This is a genomic window from Streptomyces sp. NPDC005931, from assembly GCF_042871235.1.
Classification (GTDB): Bacteria; Actinomycetota; Actinomycetes; order Streptomycetales; family Streptomycetaceae; genus Streptomyces.
Genome location: NZ_JBIAIG010000002.1, coordinates 378,649 through 400,834 on the forward strand (window position 1 = coordinate 378,649; position 22,186 = coordinate 400,834).

19 protein-coding genes are annotated in these 22,186 nt (G+C 69.0%); 9 read left to right on the forward strand and 10 right to left on the reverse strand.

The window, feature by feature from the left end; genetic code table 11:
- The first annotated feature begins 82 nt into the window (after nt 1–82).
- Nucleotides 83–556 carry a hypothetical protein gene (locus ACFYOV_RS05685; protein ID WP_389083192.1) on the forward strand — a complete coding sequence of 158 codons (474 nt, stop codon included), beginning with the start codon at nt 83–85 and terminating at the stop codon, nt 554–556.
- A 108-nt stretch (nt 557–664) separates the two neighbouring features.
- Here ACFYOV_RS05685 and ACFYOV_RS05690 read toward each other — a convergent pair whose 3' ends face one another.
- Nucleotides 665–2,107: a CCA tRNA nucleotidyltransferase gene (locus tag ACFYOV_RS05690; protein WP_389083194.1), complete on the reverse strand. Its 1,443-nt coding sequence runs from the start codon at nt 2,105–2,107 to the stop codon at nt 665–667.
- A gap of 195 nt (nt 2,108–2,302) precedes the next feature.
- On the opposite strand from ACFYOV_RS05690, the gene ACFYOV_RS05695 reads away from it, so the two are divergent.
- The 7 genes from ACFYOV_RS05695 (at nt 2,303) to trxA (ending at nt 12,306) form a co-directional block, all read left to right on the forward strand.
- A complete protein-coding gene (locus tag ACFYOV_RS05695) occupies nt 2,303–4,741 on the forward strand; it encodes a DUF6049 family protein (RefSeq protein WP_389083197.1) in 2,439 nt (812 codons plus the stop codon).
- Nucleotides 4,742–4,785: 44 nt separating this feature from the next.
- Nucleotides 4,786–7,104 carry a murein biosynthesis integral membrane protein MurJ gene (gene murJ, locus ACFYOV_RS05700; RefSeq protein ID WP_389083199.1) on the forward strand — a complete coding sequence of 773 codons (2,319 nt, stop codon included), beginning with the start codon at nt 4,786–4,788 and terminating at the stop codon, nt 7,102–7,104.
- 141 nt (nt 7,105–7,245) lie between these two features.
- Nucleotides 7,246–8,958, forward strand: a complete 1,713-nt coding sequence (locus tag ACFYOV_RS05705; RefSeq protein WP_389083202.1) for a protein kinase family protein — start codon at nt 7,246–7,248, stop codon at nt 8,956–8,958.
- Between the two features lie 165 nt (nt 8,959–9,123).
- Nucleotides 9,124–9,849 carry an RNA polymerase sigma factor SigM gene (sigM, locus tag ACFYOV_RS05710; RefSeq protein WP_389083204.1) on the forward strand — a complete coding sequence of 242 codons (726 nt, stop codon included), beginning with the start codon at nt 9,124–9,126 and terminating at the stop codon, nt 9,847–9,849.
- Complete coding sequence (locus ACFYOV_RS05715; protein ID WP_389083206.1) at nt 9,846–10,775, forward strand: anti-sigma factor family protein; 930 nt, start codon at nt 9,846–9,848, stop codon at nt 10,773–10,775. Before sigM ends, ACFYOV_RS05715 begins: the two co-directional genes overlap by 4 nt.
- 192 nt (nt 10,776–10,967) lie before the next feature.
- A complete protein-coding gene (gene trxB, locus ACFYOV_RS05720) occupies nt 10,968–11,936 on the forward strand; it encodes a thioredoxin-disulfide reductase (protein WP_389083208.1) in 969 nt (322 codons plus the stop codon).
- A 37-nt stretch (nt 11,937–11,973) separates the two neighbouring features.
- A complete protein-coding gene (trxA, locus tag ACFYOV_RS05725) occupies nt 11,974–12,306 on the forward strand; it encodes a thioredoxin (RefSeq protein WP_010032728.1) in 333 nt (110 codons plus the stop codon).
- A 110-nt stretch (nt 12,307–12,416) separates the two neighbouring features.
- Here trxA and ACFYOV_RS05730 read toward each other — a convergent pair whose 3' ends face one another.
- The 9 genes from ACFYOV_RS05730 to rpmH form a co-directional block, all read right to left on the reverse strand.
- On the reverse strand, nt 12,417–13,034 hold the full coding sequence (locus ACFYOV_RS05730) for a GNAT family N-acetyltransferase (protein ID WP_389083211.1): 618 nt from the start codon (nt 13,032–13,034) through the stop codon (nt 12,417–12,419).
- Nucleotides 13,035–13,379: 345 nt separating this feature from the next.
- Nucleotides 13,380–14,480: a ParB/RepB/Spo0J family partition protein gene (locus ACFYOV_RS05735; protein WP_389083214.1), complete on the reverse strand. Its 1,101-nt coding sequence runs from the start codon at nt 14,478–14,480 to the stop codon at nt 13,380–13,382.
- Entirely contained in the window at nt 14,477–15,553 is a 1,077-nt protein-coding gene (locus tag ACFYOV_RS05740; protein ID WP_389084073.1) for a ParA family protein, read from the reverse strand. The genes ACFYOV_RS05735 and ACFYOV_RS05740 overlap by 4 nt, the downstream gene beginning before the upstream one ends.
- Nucleotides 15,554–15,910: 357 nt before the next feature.
- A complete protein-coding gene (gene rsmG, locus ACFYOV_RS05745; protein ID WP_389083216.1) occupies nt 15,911–16,630 on the reverse strand; it encodes a 16S rRNA (guanine(527)-N(7))-methyltransferase RsmG in 720 nt (239 codons plus the stop codon).
- Nucleotides 16,631–16,753: 123 nt separating this feature from the next.
- Nucleotides 16,754–17,266: a protein jag gene (locus ACFYOV_RS05750; RefSeq protein ID WP_389083219.1), complete on the reverse strand. Its 513-nt coding sequence runs from the start codon at nt 17,264–17,266 to the stop codon at nt 16,754–16,756.
- Between the two features lie 15 nt (nt 17,267–17,281).
- Entirely contained in the window at nt 17,282–18,553 is a 1,272-nt protein-coding gene (yidC, locus tag ACFYOV_RS05755) for a membrane protein insertase YidC (protein WP_389083221.1), read from the reverse strand.
- A 3-nt stretch (nt 18,554–18,556) separates the two neighbouring features.
- A complete protein-coding gene (gene yidD, locus ACFYOV_RS05760; RefSeq protein ID WP_389083224.1) occupies nt 18,557–18,931 on the reverse strand; it encodes a membrane protein insertion efficiency factor YidD in 375 nt (124 codons plus the stop codon).
- The gene (gene rnpA, locus ACFYOV_RS05765; protein WP_389083226.1) at nt 18,928–19,299 is read right to left on the reverse strand and encodes a ribonuclease P protein component; all 372 of its coding nucleotides are present in this window, start codon (nt 19,297–19,299) and stop codon (nt 18,928–18,930) included. Before rnpA ends, yidD begins: the two co-directional genes overlap by 4 nt.
- Nucleotides 19,300–19,320: 21 nt before the next feature.
- Nucleotides 19,321–19,458 (reverse strand): 50S ribosomal protein L34, encoded by a 138-nt coding sequence (rpmH, locus tag ACFYOV_RS05770; RefSeq protein WP_003956500.1) that lies wholly within the window; start codon nt 19,456–19,458, stop codon nt 19,321–19,323.
- A gap of 375 nt (nt 19,459–19,833) precedes the next feature.
- Between rpmH and dnaA the strand changes: the two genes are divergently transcribed.
- Nucleotides 19,834–21,810: a chromosomal replication initiator protein DnaA gene (dnaA, locus tag ACFYOV_RS05775; protein ID WP_389083229.1), complete on the forward strand. Its 1,977-nt coding sequence runs from the start codon at nt 19,834–19,836 to the stop codon at nt 21,808–21,810.
- Nucleotides 21,811–22,186: the final 376 nt, after the last annotated feature.

The following is a 22,186-nucleotide window of genomic DNA, read 5'->3' on the forward strand; positions in this document are numbered from 1 at the left end:
TGCGTCTTATCAACGCGTCGTGTTATCGCCTCGTGTTATCGCGTCTTCGCATCACGCACCCAAGTTCTAGGGGGACCCCCAAGTGACCACTCCGCCGCCCCAGGGCAACCCGTTCGCGCAGGGTCAGCAGCCGCAGCCCTACGGTCAGCCGCCGCAGGGTTTCCCGCAGCAGGCGGGTCAGCCCGGGTTCCCCGCGCCGGGTGCTCCCGTTCCGCCCGAGCAGCCGCGCAGCAAGTGGGGCTTCAAGAAGATCAAGAACATCGTCGTCGTCGTGGCAGTGCTCAGCATTGCCATCGGCGGCTACATCGCCAGCCGGGACGACGCGGACCAGGCCAAGGTCGGCGACTGCCTGAAGGCCGCGTCGTCGTCCTCGGACCGCATGGAGGTCGTGGACTGCTCCTCCGCCGAGGCCGAGGCCAAGGTTCTCAAGAAGGTGCCGGGCAACTTCATCTCGCTGACCGCTGAGACCGAGTGCCGCAAGGTCAAGGGGGCCACTGGCTTCTACGCCGAGACGGGAGACGGCGAAGAGTTCCTGCTGTGCCTCGGCGACGCCTGACCCGTCGTTCCTTCAGCTGCTCAGCTGCAGAGGGCGGTGTTTCACGTGAAACACCGCCCTTCTTGCTGTGAGCGGTGTTGTTTCACGTGAAACACCCCCGTTCCCGACTCAGCCCTGCTGCTCGGCCCACCACTCCCTGAGTGCCGCCACCGCCGCATCGTGCTCCATGGGCCCGTGCTCCAGGCGAAGCTCCAGCAGGTGCTCGTAGGCCTTGCCGACGGCCGGGCCCGGCTTGATGTCAAGGATCTTCATAATCTGGTTACCGTCGAGGTCCGGACGGATGGCGTCCAGCTCCTCCTGCTCCTGCAGCTTGGCGATCCGCTCCTCCAGGCCGTCGTACGCGCGCGAGAGCGCGGCGGCCTTGCGCCGGTTGCGTGTGGTGCAGTCCGAGCGGGTCAGCTTGTGCAGGCGATCGAGCAGCGGGCCCGCGTCACGGACATAGCGCCGGACGGCCGAGTCCGTCCACTCTCCCGTGCCGTAGCCGTGGAAGCGCAGGTGGAGTTCGACGAGGCGCGAGACGTCCCTCACGAGCTCGTTGGAGTACTTGAGCGCCGTCATGCGCTTCTTGGTCATCTTCGCCCCGACCACCTCGTGGTGGTGGAACGAAACCCGGCCGTCCTTCTCGAAGCGGCGGGTGCGCGGCTTGCCGATGTCGTGGAGCAGTGCGGCCAGGCGCAGGGTGAGGTCGGGTCCGTCCTCCTCCAGGGCCATCGCCTGCTCCAGGACGATCAGCGTGTGCTCGTAGACGTCCTTGTGCCGGTGGTGCTCGTCGCTCTCCAGCTGCAGAGCCGGCAGCTCGGGCAGCACACGATCGGCCAGCCCGGTGTCGACGAGCAGCGTCAGCCCCTTGCGCGGATGGGCCGACAGGATCAGCTTGTTCAGCTCGTCCCGCACACGCTCGGCGGAGACGATCTCGATGCGCCCCGCCATCTCGTTCATGGCGGTGACGACCTCGGGAGCCACCTCGAAGTCGAGCTGGGCGGCGAAGCGCGCGGCGCGCATCATCCGCAGCGGGTCGTCCGAGAAGGACGCCTCGGGGGTGCCCGGGGTGCGCAGGACGCGCGCGGCGAGATCGTCGAGACCACCGTACGGGTCGATGAACTCCTTCTCCGGCAGCGCGACGGCCATCGCGTTCACCGTGAAGTCCCGGCGGACGAGATCCTCCTCGATCGAGTCACCGTAGGACACCTCCGGCTTGCGGGAGGTGCGGTCGTACGCCTCCGACCGGTAGGTGGTGACCTCGATCTGGTAGCCGTCCTTCTGGGCCCCGACCGTGCCGAACGCGATTCCGACCTCCCAGACGGCGTCCGCCCACGGACGCACGATCTTCAGCACGTCCTCCGGGCGGGCGTCGGTGGTGAAGTCCAGGTCGTTGCCGAGCCGGCCGAGCAGCGCGTCCCGGACCGAGCCGCCGACCAGGGCAAGTGAGAACCCGGCCTCCTGGAAACGGCGGGCGAGATCGTCCGCCACAGGGGCGACCCGCAGCAGTTCGCTCACTCCGCGGTGCTGCACTCGGCTCAGGGCACTGGTTTCTTCGTTGGCGTTCGGCACAACAGAAGAGGGTACGTGCCCCGGGCGGCCGACAGCTCCCTCATGGGAGCCCGCACGCACTGCCGAGGCGCCGTGCCGGTCCCCCTCACTGTTCCCGCGGCCCGGTCCGTGGCACGTCCCCACAGCGCGCATCGTTACCATGCGTGGACGCACATTCCGACGACCAATGAACGACGACGAGGGACGGACGAGCGCGTGGCCGAGGCGGCAGACTTCCAGGGGACCCTTCCCTCACCTGCCCGCCGCTGGCTGCGGCGCACCGGAGCGCTGCTCACCGGGGCGCCCCTGCTGGCCGCCCTCCTCCAGCTGCCCGCCGCCGCCACCGCCGCCGCCACCGGACAGGACGCCCCGCAGGCCCGTTCCGCCACGGGCTCCGTCTCCGTCTCCGTGGACTCGCTCACTCCCGGCGCTCCCACCGAGGACGACACGGTCACCGTGTCCGGCACAGTGACCAACACGGGCAAGCAGGCGGTCACCGACGCCCACGTCGATCTGCGCGTGGGCCAGCCGCTGACGACCCGCTCGGGAATCGACATCGTCGCCAGGAACAGCGACGACGTGCAGAGCACCGTCGGCACAGAGATCGACGAGAAGTACACGCAGGAGTTCACCGAACTCACGCCCGGCATCTCCCGCCCCTTTCGCATCTCCGTACCGGTCGACGAGCTGAACCTCGGAGAGGACGGTGTCTACCCGCTCGCCGTGTCACTCGCCGGGCAGACCTCGGCCCAGCCGTGGGAGCAGGTCCTCGGCGTCCAGCGGACGTTCCTGCCGTGGCAGCCCGAGGAAGCCGACACGAAGACGAGGACGACCTTTCTCTGGCCGCTCGTCTCCACCACCCACATGACGGCCGAGACCAAGTCGGACGAGCAGCAAACCCCGGTTTTCCGCGACGACGACCTCGCCAAGGAGATCGCGCCCGGAGGCCGGCTGGACCGGATGGTCGCGCTCGGCAAGGACCTGGACGTCACCTGGGTGATCGACCCCGACCTGCTGGCCTCGGTCAGCGCGATGACCGAAGCGTACGAGATCCAGGGCGAGGGTGGCTCCACCATCGCGGGCACTCACCAGGCCGCCGCCAACCGGTGGCTCGCCGAGCTCCAGGAGGCGGTGGCGGACAAGGAGGTCGTCGCCCTTCCGTTCGGTGATCCCGACCTCGCCTCGCTCGCCCACGGCGGCACGTCCGTGACCGGCTCGCTGAGCCACCTCAAGGAGGCCACGGACGTCGCCGTCGACACGGTGTGGTCGATCCTCCACGTGACGCCGAGCACGGACTTCGCCTGGCCGGTGAACGGCGCCGTCGACCCCTCGATCGTCAAGGTCGCGACCTCCGCCGGCGCCGACAAGGTGATCGCCCGCAGCGACAGCTTCCAGGAGACCGGCGGACTGTCCTACACACCGTCCGCGGCACGTCCCATCGGGGGCGGCACCACGGCGGTCGTCGCGGACTCCCGGCTGTCCACCGCGTTCCAGGGCGACATGACCAAGGCGTCCACGTCCACACTGGCGGTCCAGCGGTTCCTGGCCCAGAGTCTGATGCTCGGCCTCCAGACGAGTGAACAGCGCAGCGTCGTCGTCACTCCGCAGCGCACCCCCTCTGCCAGCCAGGCCCAGACGATGGCCGAGGCGCTGCGAGCCCTCCAGGACGGCGACTGGTCCCAGTCCCAGGACCTCACCGCGGCGGCCAGGGCCAAGCCGGATCCCGCCGCCACCACCAAGGTCCCCGCCGCCTCCGCGTACCCCTCCTGGATGCGCAAGCAGGAACTGCCCCGGACGGCCTTCGAGCAGATCGCCCGGACACAGGCCCAGCTCGACAAGTTCAAGGTGATCCTCTCCGACAAGTCCCGGGTGGTGACCCCGTTCGGGCGCGCCCTGAACCGCGGGATGTCCGTGTCCTGGCGCGCCCGGGCCGCCGAGGCAGCGATCTACCGCAGCGGGGTCGAGTCGTACCTCGGCACCCTCACCGACCAGGTGAAGCTGATCGACAAGTCGGACACCAAGCTCTCCGGCCGCAGCGCCACGATTCCCGTGACCGTCCAGAACAACCTGGTGCAGGGCGTCGAGCACCTCGTGCTGCGGCTCTCCTCCACCAACCCGACCCGTCTCGAGATCGACGGGGACGCCTACCAGGAACAGCCCATCGCGGTCTCCGGCGGCCACAGCCAGTCGGTGAAGTTCACCACCTCCGCCAACGCGAACGGCCAGGCCACGGTGGTGGCGCAGCTGTACACACAGGACGGTCAGAAGTACGGCGACCCCGTCACGTTCGACGTCAAGGTCACCGAGATCACCGCCACGGTGATGCTGGTCATCGGTGGCGGCGTGCTGCTGCTCGTGCTCGCCGGATTCCGTATGTACACGCAGCGCAAGCGAGCCGCTGCCCGCGAGGCCGGGGACGACGCCCGGGAGGACGGGCAGGAGGCGACGGCGCCGGCACGGACGGGCCACGACGCCGACGGCACCGAGGACGAAGGCCCGCGGAACCAGAACCCGAGTGCCCCAGGCGGGCGTCTCACCCAGGAGTCCGAGGCCGGCTCCCGGGCGGACGCCCCGGAGCAGCCGAGTGACCCGGCCCCGGACACCGAACCGGAAAGCGCCGACCCGTCCGGCACGGGTGAGAGAGTGGACCGTTGAGGATGTCGTGGCCGGTGGGCCCGGGACGATGAGGTGGGGTAACCATGAACGCGCCGTACGACGGTGACCGCGGCAGCGCCGCGGGCAGCTCGGGCCGCCCCGAGCCGGGTCATCCCGAGGGCCCGCCGCCCGGGCACGACCAGGTGCCGCAGCCACCCGCTGACATGTACCTCCAGGACGCCTACGACCAGGACCCCTATCGGGGCCAGGACATCGCCGCGCAGGATCCGGTGGCGGAGGCGCTCTACGACCGTGCGGCGCACCCGCCGCCGCCCCCGGGCACGCATCCGCCGCAGCAGCCGCTGTACGGGCAGCCGCCCCAGTCCCCGTACGCACCCGACCCACGGGTGTGGGCCCAGACCCCGGCCCCGGAACCGGAGGGACCGACGCAGTACCTGCCGTACGGCGACGATCCGCGCACGACCCAGTACGTAGGGGTGGACGACCTGATGGGCCGGTCCGGCGAGCAGCGCCACGAGCACGACGCCTTCGCGCATCTCTTCCGCGATCAGCAGCACGGTGGCGCGTTCCCCGACCAGCACGGCGGCGGACACCCCGAGCGGCCCGCCGGTGGGCACCCCGGCCACCACCAGGGCGGAGCACACCCGCAGCACGAGCCCGCCTCCGTGCCCGCCCCGTCTCCCGCGCCGGGCCAGTACGCGGCCCCGACGCCTCCCCCCGCCGCGGAGGCTCCCGAGCCGCAGGCGGCCCACGCCCCCGCCCCGAAGAAGGGCGGCCGGGCCGGTGGCCTGCTGAAGTCGAGCGCCGTGATGGCGGCGGGCACGATGGTGTCCCGTCTCACGGGGTTCATCCGGTCCGCGCTGATCGTCTCCGCGCTGGGTCTGGCTCTGCTGGGCGAGTCGTTCCAGATCGCGTACCAGCTGCCGACGATGATCTACATCCTGACCGTCGGCGGCGGCCTCAACTCCGTCTTCGTGCCGCAGCTCGTGCGGGCCATGAAGGACGACGAGGACGGTGGCGAGGCGTACGCGAACCGGCTGCTGACCCTTGTGATGGTGGCACTGGCGGCACTCACCGCGGTCGCGTGGCTGGCCGCTCCGCTCCTCGTGCGGGCGCTGTCGAACCCGGTTGCCACCGACCCCGAGGCCAACGACGTCGCAGTCACCTTCACCCGGTTCTTCCTGCCCTCGATCTTCTTCATGGGCGTTCACGTGGTGATGGGTCAGATCCTCAACGCCCGTGGCCGGTTCGGCGCGATGATGTGGACCCCGGTCCTGAACAACATCGTCATCATCGTCACGCTCGGCACGTTCATCTGGGTCTACGGCACCGCCGCCGAGTCCGGCATGACCGTCGAGACCATCCCGCCGGAGGGCGAGCGGCTGCTCGGCGTGGGTGTCCTCCTCGGACTGGTGGTCCAGGCCCTGGCGATGATCCCCTACCTCCGTGAGACCGGGTTCCGTATCCGGCTGCGCTTCGACTGGAAGGGCCACGGCCTCGGCAAGGCCGCCATGCTCGCCAAGTGGACGATCCTCTTCGTCCTCGCCAACCAGGCGGGCGCACTCGTCGTCACTCAGCTGGCCACCGCATCGGTCGTGGACTCGCGTGTCGCGGGCACCGGCTTCTCCGCCTATGCCAACGCCCAGTTGATCTGGGGTCTGCCGCAGGCCATCATCACCGTCTCCCTGATGGCCGCCCTCCTGCCGCGCATCTCGCGCTCGGCGGCCGAGGACGACGCCGGGGCCGTCCGCGACGACATCTCCCAGGGCCTGCGCAACACGGCCGTCGCGATCGTGCCGATCGCTTTCGGGTTCGTCGCGCTCGGCGTCCCGATGTGCACGCTGATCTTCGGGGCCTCGGGCACCAGCGAGGCGACCAACATGGGTTACATGCTGATGGCCTTCGGCCTCGGCCTGATCCCCTACTCGGTGCAGTACGTCGTCCTGCGCGCGTTCTACGCCTACGAGGACACCCGAACCCCTTTCTACAACACGGTCATCGTGGCGGCGGTGAACGCGGCTGCCTCGGTCGTCTGCTTCCTGGTGCTCCCGGCTCGCTGGGCCGTGGTCGGCATGGCCGCCGCGTACGGCCTGGCCTACGCGATCGGCGTCGGCGTGGCCTGGCAGAGGCTGCGCAAGCGACTGGGCGGTGATCTCGACGGCGCCCGCGTGCTGCGGACGTACGCCCGGTTGTGCATCGCCTCGGTGCCGGCCGCGCTGCTCAGCGGCGCCGCCTGCTACGGGATCAGCCAGGCACTCGGTCAGGGCGTCGTCGGATCCTTCGCCGCGATCCTGTTCGGCGGTGCCGCGCTGCTCGGGATCTTCTTCGTGGCCGCCCGCCGCATGCGCATCGAGGAACTCAACTCGCTGGTCGGCATGGTCCGCGGACGCCTGGGACGCTGAGGCGGGGGGTAGGGGCACAACCATCGTCAGCCACCGTGTGTCGTGCATAGCGGCGGACTGTGGGCACAATTGGTCTCGGCGTCGGACGGCGCACTACGGATGCCGGCCGACGCGTTATGGATGGGGAGGCAGGGAACGACGGTGGCGGAACGGAGCACAGCTGCCGTCGACGTGGCAGACAACAGCGGCGAGCAGTCGCTGACCGCAGAGGCGGACCAGTCCACGGCCGACGGGGTGGCCAAGAACCGGGAGCGGGACACGGACAGCGACGAGGCACAGGAGAACACCGGGACCGACGGTTCCGGGAAGACCTCGCCGCCCGAACTGCACAGCGGCCACAAGCTCGCCAGACGCTACCGCCTCGAGGAGTGCGTCACCCGTCTGGACGGCTTCAGCAGTTGGCGGGCCGTGGACGAGAAGCTCCGCCGCGCCGTCGGGGTCCACATCCTGCCCGCGGATCACTCACGGGCCCGCTCCGTCCTGGCCGCGGCGCGCTCCTCGGCCCTGCTCGGTGATCCCCGTTTCGTGCAGGTGCTGGACGCCGTCGAGGAGAACGACGTCGTCTACGTCGTGCACGAGTGGCTCCCCGACGCCACCGAGCTCACCACGCTGCTGGCCGCCGGCCCCCTGGAGGTCTACGACGCCTACCAGATGGTCAGTCAGGTCACCGCCGCCATGGCCGCGGCCCACCGCGAGGGCCTCGCGCACCTGCGCCTGAACCCCAACGCGGTGCTGCGCACCTCGACCGGCCAGTGGCGCATCCGCGGCCTCGCCGTGAACGCGGCACTGCGCGGCGTCAGCTCCGACACCCCGCAGCGGACCGACACCGAGTCCATCGGCGCCTTGCTGTACGCGGCACTCACCCAGCGCTGGCCCTACGAGAGCGATGCCTACGGCCTCTCCGGACTGCCCAAGGACGTCGGCCTGATCCCGCCCGACCAGGTGCGGGCCGGTGTCCACCGCGGTCTGTCGGAGCTCGCGATGCGGGCGCTCGCGAACGACGGGGCCACCGCCTCCCGCCACGAGTCGCCCTGCACGACGCCGGAGGAGCTGGTGAAGGCGATCGGCGAGATGCCCCGCATCCGCCCGCCGGAGCCCGCGTTCACCTCCCCGCCGGAGTACCAGCCCACCTCCTACCAGCAGGGCAGCTACGGCCGCCCGGCGCCCCACCCCGGCATCTCCCAGCCGGTCCCCACTCCGCCGCCCCCGCTGCAGAGCCGCACGGGCAAGGTATTGAAGTGGGCCGTCTCGGCCCTGCTGATCGCCGCGCTGGGCCTGGGCAGCTGGCAGCTCGCGGACGCGCTCATGGACCAGGGCGGCAAGACGGACGACTCCAACCAGACCCAGACGACGGACGGGGACGGCGACAGGAAGCCCGCCGCGCCCCTGCGGCGGATCCCGATCGAGAGCGTGCGGGAGTTCGCCCCGAGCGGGTCCGGCATACAGGAGGACGAGGTCCAGCTCGCCATCGACGGCAGGGCGGACACTGCCTGGATCACTCCGCAGTACAAGGGCTACGCCAACTTCGGGAACCTGCCGCAGCGACGTGAGGGCAGCGGACTGATCCTGGACCTCGGCAGCGTGAAGGACGTGTCACGTCTCGACGTCTCCATGTACCGGAGCGGACATACCACCGAGGTACTCGCGGCGGACGCCGACGCTTCGTTTCCTTCGTCCCTGAGTGACTTCTCCCAGCGGCTGACCAAGCTGTCCGTCGCGGGTTCGAGCCTCCAGGTCGAACTGAAGAAGCCGATCCGGACGCGGTACCTTCTCGTCCACGTCACGGAGTTGCCGCAGGACGGGTCTGCGAGCCTGTTCCGCGGCGGCATCGCGGAGGTCGAGGTCCGGGGCTGAGCCGGTCGGGGGTCGTGGTGTCCGGGGCCTGAGTCCCGATCTCGTCCGCGATGTCATGAGCCCACCTTCGGCTCCCCGCGTCAGGAGGAGGGAGCCACCTCCGGCTCCCTCAGACCTGTCGCGTACTCGATGGCGATTACGTAGAGTTGCCCGCGGGAGGGGCCTATGGCACAGGGCGCTGGTTACGGCGATGCAAGCGATCAGCACCTTCTCGCGTGCCATGTCGAAGGCGACCCCGACGCCTTCGGTGAGCTCGTACGCCGTCACCGTGACCGCCTCTGGGCGGTGGCCCTGCGCACGCTGGGGGACCGCGAGGAGGCCGCCGACGCCGTCCAGGACGCCCTGGTGTCCGCCTACCGTGCCGCCCACACGTTCCGCGGTCAGTCGGCCGTCACGACCTGGCTGCACCGGATCACCGTGAACGCCTGCCTGGACCGTGCCCGGAAGGCCGCCTCCCGCAAGACCTCACCGGTCGACGACACCGAGCGCCTGGAGCAGTTGCTGGAGCCGCACGAGTCCGCCTCGGCACCCGCGGAGCGCAACGATCTGCACCGCCAGCTGATCGAGGCCATGGGCACCCTCCCGCCCGATCAGCGGGCCGCCTTGGTGCTGGTTGACATGCAGGGCTACCCCGTCGCCGAGGCCGCCCGCATCCTCGGCGTGCCCACCGGCACGGTGAAGAGCCGCTGTGCCCGTGGCAGAGCCAGGCTTCTGCCCCTGCTCACCCATCTGCGGCCGGACGGCAGCCGTGAGGGCAGGAAACAGGGCGGGGAACGGAACCGGACTCCGGAGACATCCGTCCCACCCGCAGCGGGACCGCGTCGAGCAGACCCCCCGGACCCGGGACCGAGTGACCCAGCGACAGTGAAGGGCGGAGGTGGGCGAGCGTGACGTCGACGACCGACATGGCGGAGCACCCGGACGTCGCGGAGATCTCCGACCTCACCGAGGGAATCCTCCCGCCGGCCCGCACTGCCGAGGTACGCCGGCATCTGGACGGATGCGAGCTCTGCGCGGACGTCCAGGCCTCGCTCGAGGAGATCCGGGGTCTGCTCGGCACCGTGCCGGGAGCTCCCCGTATGCCCGCCGAAATCGCGGGCCGTATCGACGCCGCACTCGCCGCGGAGGCCCTGCTCCACGCCACCGCGCCCCAGCCGGAGCACGAGACCGCCCCGGAGTCGGTGGGCGCCTCACCCCATGCACCCGATGGCGACCGCGTCCCTGTTTCACGTGAAACACCGGCTGCCGTGGACCGCCCGACCGGGCACGCCCGCACATCCACCACCGGTCCGGGCCGCAAGGGCCGTCTGCGCGGCGGACGGCGCCGGGCCGCCGCCCTGGGAGCCGTACTCACCGTCGCCGCCCTGGGGCTCGGTTCCGTACTGCTCTCGTCGTTCGACGACGGTCCCGACGGGCGCGCTCAGGATCAGCAGACCTACGCCGCCGACACCTTCTCCGAGCGAGAGCTGGAGAAGCAGGTCTCCGATCTCCTCGCGAAGGATCAGCGAGAGGACAAGCTCTCGCGATCACCGCACACCCTCGGGAACGAGCCGGAAGGCAGCGGCGTCAACCCCAGGGTCCTGAAGCAGCCCGCGACGGTCCCGGCATGCGTCCGTGAGGGCATCGGCCGCAACGACGCAGCCCTCGCCACCGAGGAAGGCACGTACAAGGGGCGAGAGGCGCTGCTCGTGGTGCTCCCCGACGCTTCCGACGCCACCCGCGTCACCGCGTACATCGTCGAGGCGACCTGCGTGAACACCCCCTCCTCCGGCACCACAGCGAAGGTTCTGCTGAAGCACTCCTACACGCGATCCTGACGGGCATGACGTCGTCGGCGTCCAGCGCGGTACCCGTACGGTGACCGTCCTCCCATGCCGCTCCCGGGGCCCGTCCTCGTGTGCCCGGACACAGTGGGAATGCGCGCCCCTTAGGATCCGTTGGGTGGGGTGAGAGTTCCGAAAGAAGCTCCCACCGGTCGACGAAGCAGACCAGAGACGAGGAATCCAGCCGTGAGCGACGTCCGTAACGTGATCATCATCGGCTCGGGGCCCGCCGGCTACACGGCGGCGCTCTACACCGCCCGCGCGTCGCTGAAGCCCCTGGTGTTCGAGGGAGCCGTCACCGCAGGCGGTGCCCTGATGAACACCACCGAGGTCGAGAACTTCCCCGGCTTCCGGGACGGCATCATGGGCCCGGAACTCATGGACAACATGCGGGCCCAGGCGGAGCGCTTCGGCGCCGAGCTCATCCCGGACGACGTGGTCGCCGTCGACCTGACCGGTGAGATCAAGACCGTCACGGACACCGCGGGCACGGTCCACCGTGCGAAGGCCGTCATCGTCACCACGGGCTCGCAGCACCGCAAGCTCGGCCTGCCGAACGAGGACGCCCTCTCCGGCCGTGGCGTCTCCTGGTGCGCCACCTGTGACGGCTTCTTCTTCCGCGAGCAGGACATCGCCGTGATCGGCGGCGGCGACACCGCGATGGAGGAGGCCACCTTCCTCTCGCGCTTCGCGAAGTCGGTGACGGTCGTCCACCGCCGTGACACCCTGCGCGCCTCCAAGGCGATGCAGGAGCGGGCCTTCGCCGACCCGAAGATCTCCTTCATCTGGGACAGCGAGGTCGCCGAGATCCAGGGCGAGCAGAAGCTCTCAGGTCTGAAGCTGCGCAACGTGAAGACCGGCGAACTCTCGGACCTGGCGGTCACCGGCCTGTTCATCGCGATCGGTCACGACCCGCGCACCGAGCTCTTCAAGGGCCAGCTGGAGCTCGACGAGGAGGGCTACCTGAAGGTCGACGCGCCCTCGACGCGGACGAACCTCACTGGTGTGTTCGGCGCCGGCGACGTGGTGGACCACACCTACCGCCAAGCGATCACCGCGGCCGGTACGGGCTGTGCCGCCGCCCTCGACGCGGAGCGCTTCCTCGCCGCTCTGGCGGACGAGGAGAAGGCCGAGCCCGAGAAGACCGCTGTCTGACCCTCACTCCACGTACCCCTCAGTTAAGGAGCCCGCCGTGGCCGGCACCCTGAAGAATGTGACCGACGACTCCTTCGAACAGGACGTCCTCAAGAGCGACAAGCCCGTCCTGGTGGACTTCTGGGCCGCCTGGTGCGGTCCGTGCCGCCAGATCGCTCCGTCTCTCGAGGCGATCGCCTCCGAGTACGGAGACAAGATCGAGGTCGTCAAGCTCAACATCGACGAGAACCCGGGGACGGCCGCCAAGTACGGCGTCATGTCCATCCCCACCCTGAACGTCTACCAGGGTGGCGAGGTCGCCAAGACCATCGTCGGTGCCAAGCCGAAGGCCGCGATCGTTCGCGACCTCGAGGAGTTCATCGCCGAGTAGCCGGCTGCGCCGGTGACCCGGTGAGCGCCACACCGGCGGCGCACGTTTCACGTGAAACACGAATGGGCCGACCCTCATGGGTCGGCCCATTCGTACATGGTCACGTCGCCTCAGAGGGGACGCAGTGCCGGCTCCTTCTGCACGGCCCCCAGGAGCCTGTCCAGCGCCATCTCCACGTCTTCCTTCCAGGACAACGTGGTCCTCAGCTCCAGCCTCAGCCGGGGATACGCGGGGTGCTGGCGGACCGTTTTGAAGCCCACGGCCAGCAGATGGTCCGCGGGCAGGACGCAGGCGGGTTCCTTCCAGCGAGCGTCACCGAAAGCCTCGATCGCCTTGAAGCCCCGGCGCAGCAGGTCCTTCGCCACCGTCTGCACCATCACCCGGCCCAGCCCCTGTCCCTGGTAACCCGGCAGAATGAACGCGGTCATCAGTTGCACCGCATCGGGGGACACGGGGCTCGTGGGAAACGCCGTGGAGCGCGGCACATAGGCGGGAGGGGCATAGAGCACGAATCCCACGGGGACGTCGTCGACATAGACGACCCTGCCGCACGAGCCCCAGTCCAGCAGAACGGCGGAGATCCACGCCTCCTTCTCCAGAGCGGCCGTGGCTGCCTTTACTGCTGCTTCACCGCTGACCGGATCGAGCTCCCAGAACACACACGAGCGACACCGCTGGGGGAGGTCCTGAAGGTTGTCCAGCGTGAGCGGTACGAGCCGACGCCCCATGAAGGCTGTTCCTCGCTTCCTTCGCCCGCTGCGCCGCGGGCGGCTGTCAATGCGCTCCGTTCCCTGAGCAGACTGCCGATGAATCCTCCTACGGCGCCCACCCCTAACCCTGCACTCACCAGTCCCGTGCGGCTCGTCATGCGCATGGACCCTGCCCCACTCCTCGGAGCTCGCCTGCCATCCCCAGAGGCACTCCATAGGGATGCGCCATATCCGAACGCATCGTATCCACGAAGCGATTCCATCGATACCGGCAGAAAGCAAAGGGCGGACACTTTCCGGTACACACCGGACAAGAGTCCGCCCAGGTCGGCTGCTGAATGCCGCCGCTCGGTCACCGTCAGCTCAGGCTTCGCTCTCCTCGGCGTCACCGTCCAGCAGGCTCTTCTGCAGAACAGGACCCTCACCGGGAGCCAACGTACTCAGGATGCGTTCGAGGTCCTCCATGGAGGCGAACTCGACGGTGATTTTGCCCTTCTTCTGCCCCAGGTCGACCTTCACCCGAGTCTCGAAACGATCCGAGAGACGCGTGGCCAGGTCGCTCAGCGCCGGTGAGACACGGCCCCCGGCCCGTGGGCCCTTGGAACGCTGGGCCTTCTGCGGTCGTGATCCCATCAGGGTCACGATCTCCTCGACGGCCCGTACCGAAAGCCCCTCGGCCACGATTCGGTGGGCCAGTCGGTCCTGGTCCTCGGAGTCCTCGACGGACAGCAGTGCCCGGGCGTGCCCGGCGGAGAGCACCCCGGCGGCTACCCGGCGCTGCACGGCCGGCGACAGCTTCAGCAAGCGCAGTGTGTTGGAGACCTGCGGACGGGATCGACCGATGCGGTCCGCCAGCTGGTCGTGTGTGCAGTTGAAGTCCTTCAGCAACTGGTCGTAGGCGGCGGCCTCTTCCAGCGGGTTCAGCTGGGCTCGGTGCAGGTTCTCCAGCAGGGCGTCCAGGAGGAGTTTCTCGTCGTCCGTGGCCCGTACGATCGCGGGGATGGCTTCCAGGCCCGCCTCGCGGCAAGCCCGCCAGCGACGCTCGCCCATGATGAGCTCATAGCGTCCCGGTCCCACCTGTCGTACGACGACCGGCTGGAGGAGGCCGACCTCCTTGATCGAGGTGATGAGCTCGGACAGGGCGTCCTCGTCGAAAACCTCACGCGGCTGGCGTGGGTTCGGCGTGATGGCCTCAAGGGGAATCTCGGCAAAGTGGGCGCCGACGGGCGGTGCGGGCGTCATCGCAGCGACGCTCACCGACGGCTCCTCCGTTTCACGTGAAACAGGGGGCAGCGTGGCCACCTTCGCGGCGGCTACGCCACGCTCGTTCGGCAGCACCGGGACCGCCGCCGGAGACGTGGAAGCAGCGCCTCCCACAGCGGCCGGAGCCACTGTCTTCTCCGTCGGGGCCGCAGGGATCAGTGCGCCGAGACCACGGCCCAGCCCCCTCCGTCGCTCGCTCACTGGACGCCCTCCACCATGTTCGGATCGTTCTGTTGTGCGCCGATGTGCGCCTGGGAGCCGTCGTAGCCGACCCCCACGCCCTTCAGCGCGATCTCGCGTGCCGCCTCGAGGTAGGAGAGGGCACCGCTCGATCCAGGATCGTAAGTCAGTACCGTCTGCCCATAACTCGGCGCCTCCGAGATACGCACCGAGCGGGGGATACTCGTGCGCAGCACCTCGTCGCCGAAGTGGTTGCGCACCTCTTCCGCGACCTGGGACGCGAGGCGCGTCCGGCCGTCGTACATGGTGAGCAGGATCGTCGAGACGTGCAGGGTGGGGTTGAGGTGTCCCCGCACCAGGTCGACGTTGCGCAGCAGCTGGCCCAGGCCCTCCAGCGCGTAGTACTCGCACTGGATGGGAATCAGTACCTCCTGACCCGCGACCAGGGCATTGACGGTCAGCAGGCCCAGCGAGGGCGGGCAGTCGATGAGGATGTAGTCCAGCGGCTGCTCATATGCCTGGATCGCGCGCTCCAACCGGCTTTCCCGCGCCACCAGGGACACGAGCTCGATCTCCGCACCGGCGAGATCGATGGTGGCGGGTGCGCAGAAGAGTCCCTCGACGTCGGGGACCGGCTGGACAACCTCGGCCAACGGCTTGCTGTCGACCAAAACGTCGTAGATGGACGGAACTTCGGCGTGGTGGTCAATTCCCAGCGCCGTGGACGCGTTGCCCTGCGGGTCGAGGTCGATCACCAGGACGCGGCTGCCATGCAGAGCCAGCGAGGCAGCGAGGTTGACGGTGGTCGTCGTCTTGCCGACACCGCCCTTCTGGTTGGCGACCACCATGACGCGGGTCTGCTCCGGCCGTGGCAGGCCCTCGCCGGCGCGACCCAGAGCCTCCACCGCCAGTTGGGCGGCACGACCGATGGGAGTGTCGTCCATTGGAGGCGGTGTTTCACGTGAAACATCCGCCCCCATCGACTCGGTACGGGGACCGGGGACCGGATCGGTCATCGGTCCCGCGATGTTGGCGTCGGACCGCACGGATTCACTCTCCTCGACTTCAGGCTCGCAATGAACAGAGCCTCCCATGCCTTCGGGGTCGTGAACCAGTGAGGCCTGACGTTCTGTGGAGAAATCCACCTCTGTGGACAACTCCGTGCCCCCTGGCGGCGACGGAGGCCCATCGGAAGCAGGCCCCTCCCCAAGGGAACCGAGAGGCTTACGGTCGCGGGGTTCGGCCGCAGCGCGGCCCCGACTGATGATGCCGTGCAGCAGTGAGCGACGTTTCACGTGAAACACGATGCACAGCAGCAGGCATCGCGCAGCCACGACACTCCGGCACCCATGGCTCGGGCAGCTTGTGTGGAGTACGTCTTGTCCAGTGGCTCCGTTCCGTCCCGCGCGAAGTCGCCGGCGTCCGGCAGGAGCTCGGGACGAGCCGAGCGCCTATCCGCGCCGCCGACGGACCCGTCCCGTCCGGGCGGCCTTGGCCCGCTTCGCCGCGAACCGCACGCCTCCAGGGCTCTCACCGACCTCGACCCGAACGACCGTGGACATCGGATCCACTATGCCCTCACCCACGTGGATGATCGACGTGCCCACGGCTCCCAGCTTGCTCAGTGCCGTCGCCGCGCTCTTCAGCTCTTCCTCGGCAGTGTCGCCCTTGAGCGCGAGCATCTCGCCGTAGGGACGCAGGAGGGGAATGCCCCAGGTGGCCAGCCGATCGAGCGGAGCCACAGCACGGGCGGTCACCACGTGAACCGGAGTGAGCTTGCCCATGACCTCCTCGGCCCGGCCCCGCACGACCGTGACATGATCCAGGCCCAGCAGCTCCACGACCTCGGTCAGGAACGTCGTGCGCCGCAGCAGTGGCTCCAGCAGGGTGATCTTGAGATCCTCCCGGACCAGCGCCAGGGGAATGCCGGGCAGGCCGGCGCCCGAGCCGACATCGCACACCGTGACCCCCTCGGGCACCACCTCCGAGAGCACAGCGCAGTTCAGTAGATGCCGCTCCCACAGGCGGGGCACCTCTCGTGGGCCGATCAGACCGCGCTGCACGCCCGCCTCGGCGAGCAACTCCGCGTACCGGACCGCGTCCGCGAAGCGATCACCGAACACCTCGCGCGCCTGCTCGGGCGCGGGGGGAAGCTCCGCTGCCTCCGTCACGGGGGGACCGTCCTTCCGTACCGCGTCGGCACCGGGCGCCGACACCAGAACCACAGAACTATCAGGCTGACAAAGATCGGCCCCGTCTGCGCAACAGACGGGGCCGGTGGGTCGTGGAGCCGCTCAGGCGGGAAGCACGACGACGAAGCGCTGCGGCTCCTCGCCCTCGGACTCGCTGCGCAGGCCCGCGGCCTTGACCGCGTCGTGCACGACCTTGCGCTCGAAGGGGGTCATCGGCCGGAGCTTCACGGGCTCGCCGCTGCTCTTGGCCTCGGCCGCCGCCTTGGCACCCAGCTCCGACAGCTCGGTCCGCTTCGTGGCGCGGTACCCGGCGATGTCAAGCATCAGGCGGCTGCGGTCGCCGGTCTCCCGGTGCACGGCCAGGCGCGTGAGCTCCTGCAGCGCCTCGAGCACCTCGCCGTCGCGACCGACCAGCTTCTGCAGGTCTCGGCTGCCCGTGTCGCTGATGATCGAGACGGAGGCGCGGTCGGCCTCGACGTCCATGTCGATGTCGCCGTCGAGGTCGGCGATGTCGAGCAGACCCTCCAGGTAGTCCGCCGCGATCTCGCCCTCCTGCTCCAGGCGGGTCAGGGTGTCTGCACCCTCGGCAGCGGCGGAGGTGGTGCCTTCCGTCACGGGATGGACTCCTTCTTACTTCTTGGACGGGGACTTGGGCCGCTGCGGACCCTTGCGCTGCCCGGACTGGGCCTTGCTGCGGGTACCGCTGCCGGGCGCGGCGTTGCCCTTCCGAGCGGCCCCGGAGGGCTTGGCGTCGTCCTGGGGCTCGTCGGACTTGGTCAGCGAGGTGGGCTCACCAGCCGGCTTCGTCCCACCCGTCTGGCGCTTGGACTTGGGCTGACGCTTGGGCTGCTGACGCTTGGGAGCCGCGGTGCTGACCGGCGTACCGTCCTCGGTCTGGGCCGTCACGGCCGGCTCGCTCTTGACCACCGAGCCGTCGGACTGGGCAGCGAGGCCCGCCTTGTTCAGGCCGTTGATGAACTTGCGCTCGTACTCGTTGCGGTCCCGGCCCTTGGCGACGATGGCCTTCACAATGACGCGCTCGCGTCGGCTGCGGGTCTTGCCGTGCTTGGTGACGTGCTTGGAGAGGCGCTCCAGGTAGGCGGCCTGGGCCTTCGAACCCGGCGTCGGGTTGTTGTGAATGACGTACATCTGCTGACCCATGGTCCACACGTTGGTGGTCAGCCAGTAGACGAGGACACCGACCGGGAAGTTGATGCCGAAGACGGCGAAGATGATGGGGAAGACGTACATCAGCATCTTCTGCTGCTGCATGAAGGGCGTCTTCACCGTGGTGTCGATGTTCTTCGTCATCAGCTGGCGCTGCGTGTAGAACTGCGACAGCGACATCAGGATGATCATGAGCGCGGTGACGACACGCACGTCGGTCAGTGAGGCGTTGAGCGCCTCGACCTTGTCCGCGCTGTCCGTGAACTTCGCCGCGAGCGGGGCACCGAAGATGTGGGCCTTCTGCGCGCTCTCCAGCAGGCGTTCGTTGATCACGCCGACGGTGTCGTTGGACGCGATGCTGTTGAGCACGTGGTACAGGGCGAAGAAGAACGGGGACTGCGCCAGGATGGGAAGGCACGAGGAGAGCGGGTTGGTGCCCGTCTCCTTGTACAGCTTCATCATCTCTTCGGACTGACGCTGCCGGTCGTTCTTGTAGCGCTCCTGGATCTTCTTCATCTCCGGCTGGAGCGTCTGCATCGCGCGCGTCGCCTTGATCTGCTTCACGAAGAGCGGGATCAGGCAGATACGGATGAGGATCACCAGGGACACGATGGACAGGCCCCAGGCCCACCCGGTGTCGGGGCCGAAGATGGCGCCGTACACCTTGTGGAACTGGACGATGACCCAGGAGACGGGTGTCGTGATGAAGCTGAAGAGGCTGGCAATCGTGTCCACTAATCATGCTCCTTGGGCATGGGACGAGGTCTCTGCGGCCGGGCTCGAAGGACTCGTCGGACTTGTGGGAGAAGTCTGTCCTTCGGTGGCCGGTTCGGCGGCGGAGGGCCCGCCCTTGCGTGCGCGCCAGGCGGTACGCAGCATTTCGTGCCACCGCGGACGCTTGCGCGGCGGGACATGGTCCACACCGCCCAGCGACCACGGGTTGCACCGCAGGATGCGCCAGGCCGTGAGTGCTGTGCCCTTGATGGCACCGTGCCGGTCGATGGCCGTGTAGCCGTAGTGGGAACACGACGGGTAGTACTTGCACACCGGCCCCAGCAGTGGACTGATCGTCCACTGGTAGAGCTTGATCAGAGCCAGCAGCGGGTACTTCATCGTGCGCCCCCTCCCAGGAGCCGCTGGAGGGCGGCGTCCAGGTCTCGGGCCAGTTGTGCATGGTCGGCGTCACCCGCTCCGGGCAGCGCTCGTACGACTACCAGGCTACCGGGGGGAAGCAGGGCGACTCGGTCGCGCATCAGGTGGCGAAGCCTGCGCTTCACCTTGTTGCGGACCACCGCGCCCCCCACGGCCTTGCTCACGACGAAACCCGCACGCGTCGGGGGAGCGCTCTCCCCAGGCGCATGCGGGTCCGTGGCACCGCTACGTAGGTGTACGACGAGATGCTGGCGTCCGGCCCTGCGTCCTCGCCGTACCGCGGTCGCGAAGTCCTCGCGCCGCCTCAGCCGGTTCTCGGTGGGCAGCACGACGTCATGACCTGACCGGGATCAGGCGGACAGACGGGCGCGACCCTTGCTGCGGCGGGACGCGAGAATCGCGCGGCCGGCACGGGTACGCATACGCAGCCGGAAGCCGTGGGTCTTGGCGCGACGACGGTTGTTCGGCTGGAAGGTGCGCTTGCTCACTCGGGGGCTCCAGAAGAAATCGGTGGTTGCGGGGTGCCGTCCTGGCTGTCACCGTGCGCCCACGAGTAGCTCGCGTTACGCCCGAGTGCACCGCTGACCGATCAATCTTGCGCGATCTGTGCCCATCGGAGGCAGGCGGCAGCAGCCATCGACAACTCGACCTGGTTACGGTACGCGCGGCTGCGCCATTCGGTCAAACCAGCGGTCACCGGGAGACACTTGTCCACAGGCTGGGGACAACAACTTGAACCGCACCGGTCGCCCTGACTACCGTGACTGGACTCCGATTCGTTCCCTTGACCCTCCACCACCCCATTTACATCCCGACCTTCCTTCGAATCACACCTTCGAGGGACCTGTGAGAGAGCGTGCCCTGTGGCTGACGTACCTGCCGATCTTGCCGCAGTGTGGCCACGCGTACTGGAGCAGCTACTCGGCGAGGGCCGCGGCCAGGGGGTCGAGGGGAAGGACGAGCACTGGATCCGGCGCTGCCAGCCGCTGGCGCTGGTCGCGGACACGGCTCTGCTCGCCGTGCCGAACGAGTTCGCCAAGGGCGTGCTCGAGGGCCGTCTGGCACCGATCGTCAGCGAGAGCCTGAGCCGCGAGTGCGGCCGTCCCATCCGCATCGCGATCACCGTCGACGACTCCGCCGGCGAGCCCCCGCCCCCGCCGGCGCCCCGGCCGCAGTCCCGCTACGAGGAGCCCGAACTCCCCGCCTCCCGCCAGGACCGTCCCGAGCGCCCCGAGCGGCAGGACCGTCCGGAGCGCGAGCAGTACGAGGGGTACGACGGCTACGAGGGATACGGCCGCCGTCGCGCCGACCAGCAGTCCGGGCCGTCCGGCGACCAGCTCCCCACGGCCCGGCCCGCCTACCCCTCGGAGTACCAGCGCCCCGAGCCCGGCTCCTGGCCGCGCCCGGCGCAGGACGAGTACGGCTGGCAGCAGCAGCGCCTCGGCTTCCCGGAGCGGGACCCGTACGCCTCGCCGTCGCAGGACGCGTACGGCGCGCCGGACCGGTACGGCGCCAAGGACGGCTACGGCCCCCAGGACGGCTACGGCCCCCAGGACGGTTATGGCGGTGGCCCTTCGCAGGACTACCGTCCGCAGCCGATGGAGCGTGCGACGTACGACCAGCCGCGCTCCGACTACGACCGCGGGGACTACGACCAGCGCGATTCCGCCCGCCGCGAGCTGCCCGAGCCGCCCTCCGGCTCCGGGCACGTGCACCGCGGTGGCCCTGTGGGCCCGAACCTGCCGACCACCGGCGCGCCCGGTCCGCTGGCGGCGCAGCCCGCGCCTGCCACGGGCCCCGGTGAGCCGACCGCGCGGCTGAACCCGAAGTACCTCTTCGACACGTTCGTCATCGGCGCCTCCAACAGGTTCGCGCACGCGGCCGCGGTGGCCGTCGCCGAGGCTCCCGCCAAGGCGTACAACCCTCTCTTCATCTACGGGGAGTCCGGGCTCGGCAAGACGCACCTGCTGCACGCGATCGGACACTACGCGCGGAGCCTCTACCCGGGCACGCGCGTGCGGTACGTGAGCTCGGAGGAGTTCACGAACGAGTTCATCAACTCGATCCGCGACGGCAAGGGCGACAGCTTCCGCAAGCGCTACCGCGAGATGGACATCCTGCTCGTGGACGACATCCAGTTCCTCGCGGACAAGGAGTCGACGCAGGAGGAGTTCTTCCACACCTTCAACACGCTCCACAACGCCAACAAGCAGATCGTGCTGTCCTCCGACCGGCCGCCGAAGCAGCTGGTCACCCTGGAGGACCGGCTGCGGAACCGTTTCGAGTGGGGTCTGATCACCGACGTGCAGCCGCCGGAGCTGGAGACGCGGATCGCGATCCTGCGCAAGAAGGCGGTGCAGGAGCAGCTCAACGCCCCGCCGGAGGTACTGGAGTTCATCGCCTCCCGGATCTCACGGAACATCCGTGAGCTGGAGGGCGCACTGATCCGGGTGACGGCGTTCGCGTCGCTCAACCGGCAGCCGGTGGACCTCGGGCTGACGGAGATCGTCCTGAAGGACCTGATGCCGGGCGGGGACGACTCCGCCCCGGAGATCACCTCGACGGCCATCATGAGTGCGACCGCCGACTACTTCGGGCTCACGGTCGAGGACCTGTGCGGCACCTCGCGCGGGCGCGCGTTGGTGACCGCCCGGCAGATCGCCATGTATCTGTGCCGCGAGCTGACGGACCTGTCCCTGCCGAAGATCGGCGCACTGTTCGGCGGCCGCGATCATACGACGGTGATGCACGCCGACCGGAAGATCCGCAATCTGATGGCCGAGCGGCGCTCCATCTACAACCAGGTCACCGAGCTGACGAACCGCATCAAGGCCGGCTGACGGGCCGCCTCACCGCCTCACCGCCTCACCACCGCCACCGCCACCGCACTGCCGTATCGGCCCCCACCGCATCGAGGGCGCCCCGGGACCCACGCTCCCAGGGCGCCCCTCTTCTTGCCGAGTGCCCCCGCCGACGGTCCGCTGCGCGGCGGGACGCCCGTCACCTCGCCCGCCGGTGCGACGCCGCTTGTTCGATTACCTGCCTGGTTACGGCCTCTCTCCACAGATTCGGCGACTTTTTCCCGTCCACATCCTGGGGACCGTGAGGTTGTCCCGATGCTGTCCACAGGCATTCCTGGTGAGAGATCATCGATCCAGGTCAGCCCCTTGTGGATTCGTGGACGAAGGATCTCCACAGGCTGTGGACAAAGCAGTG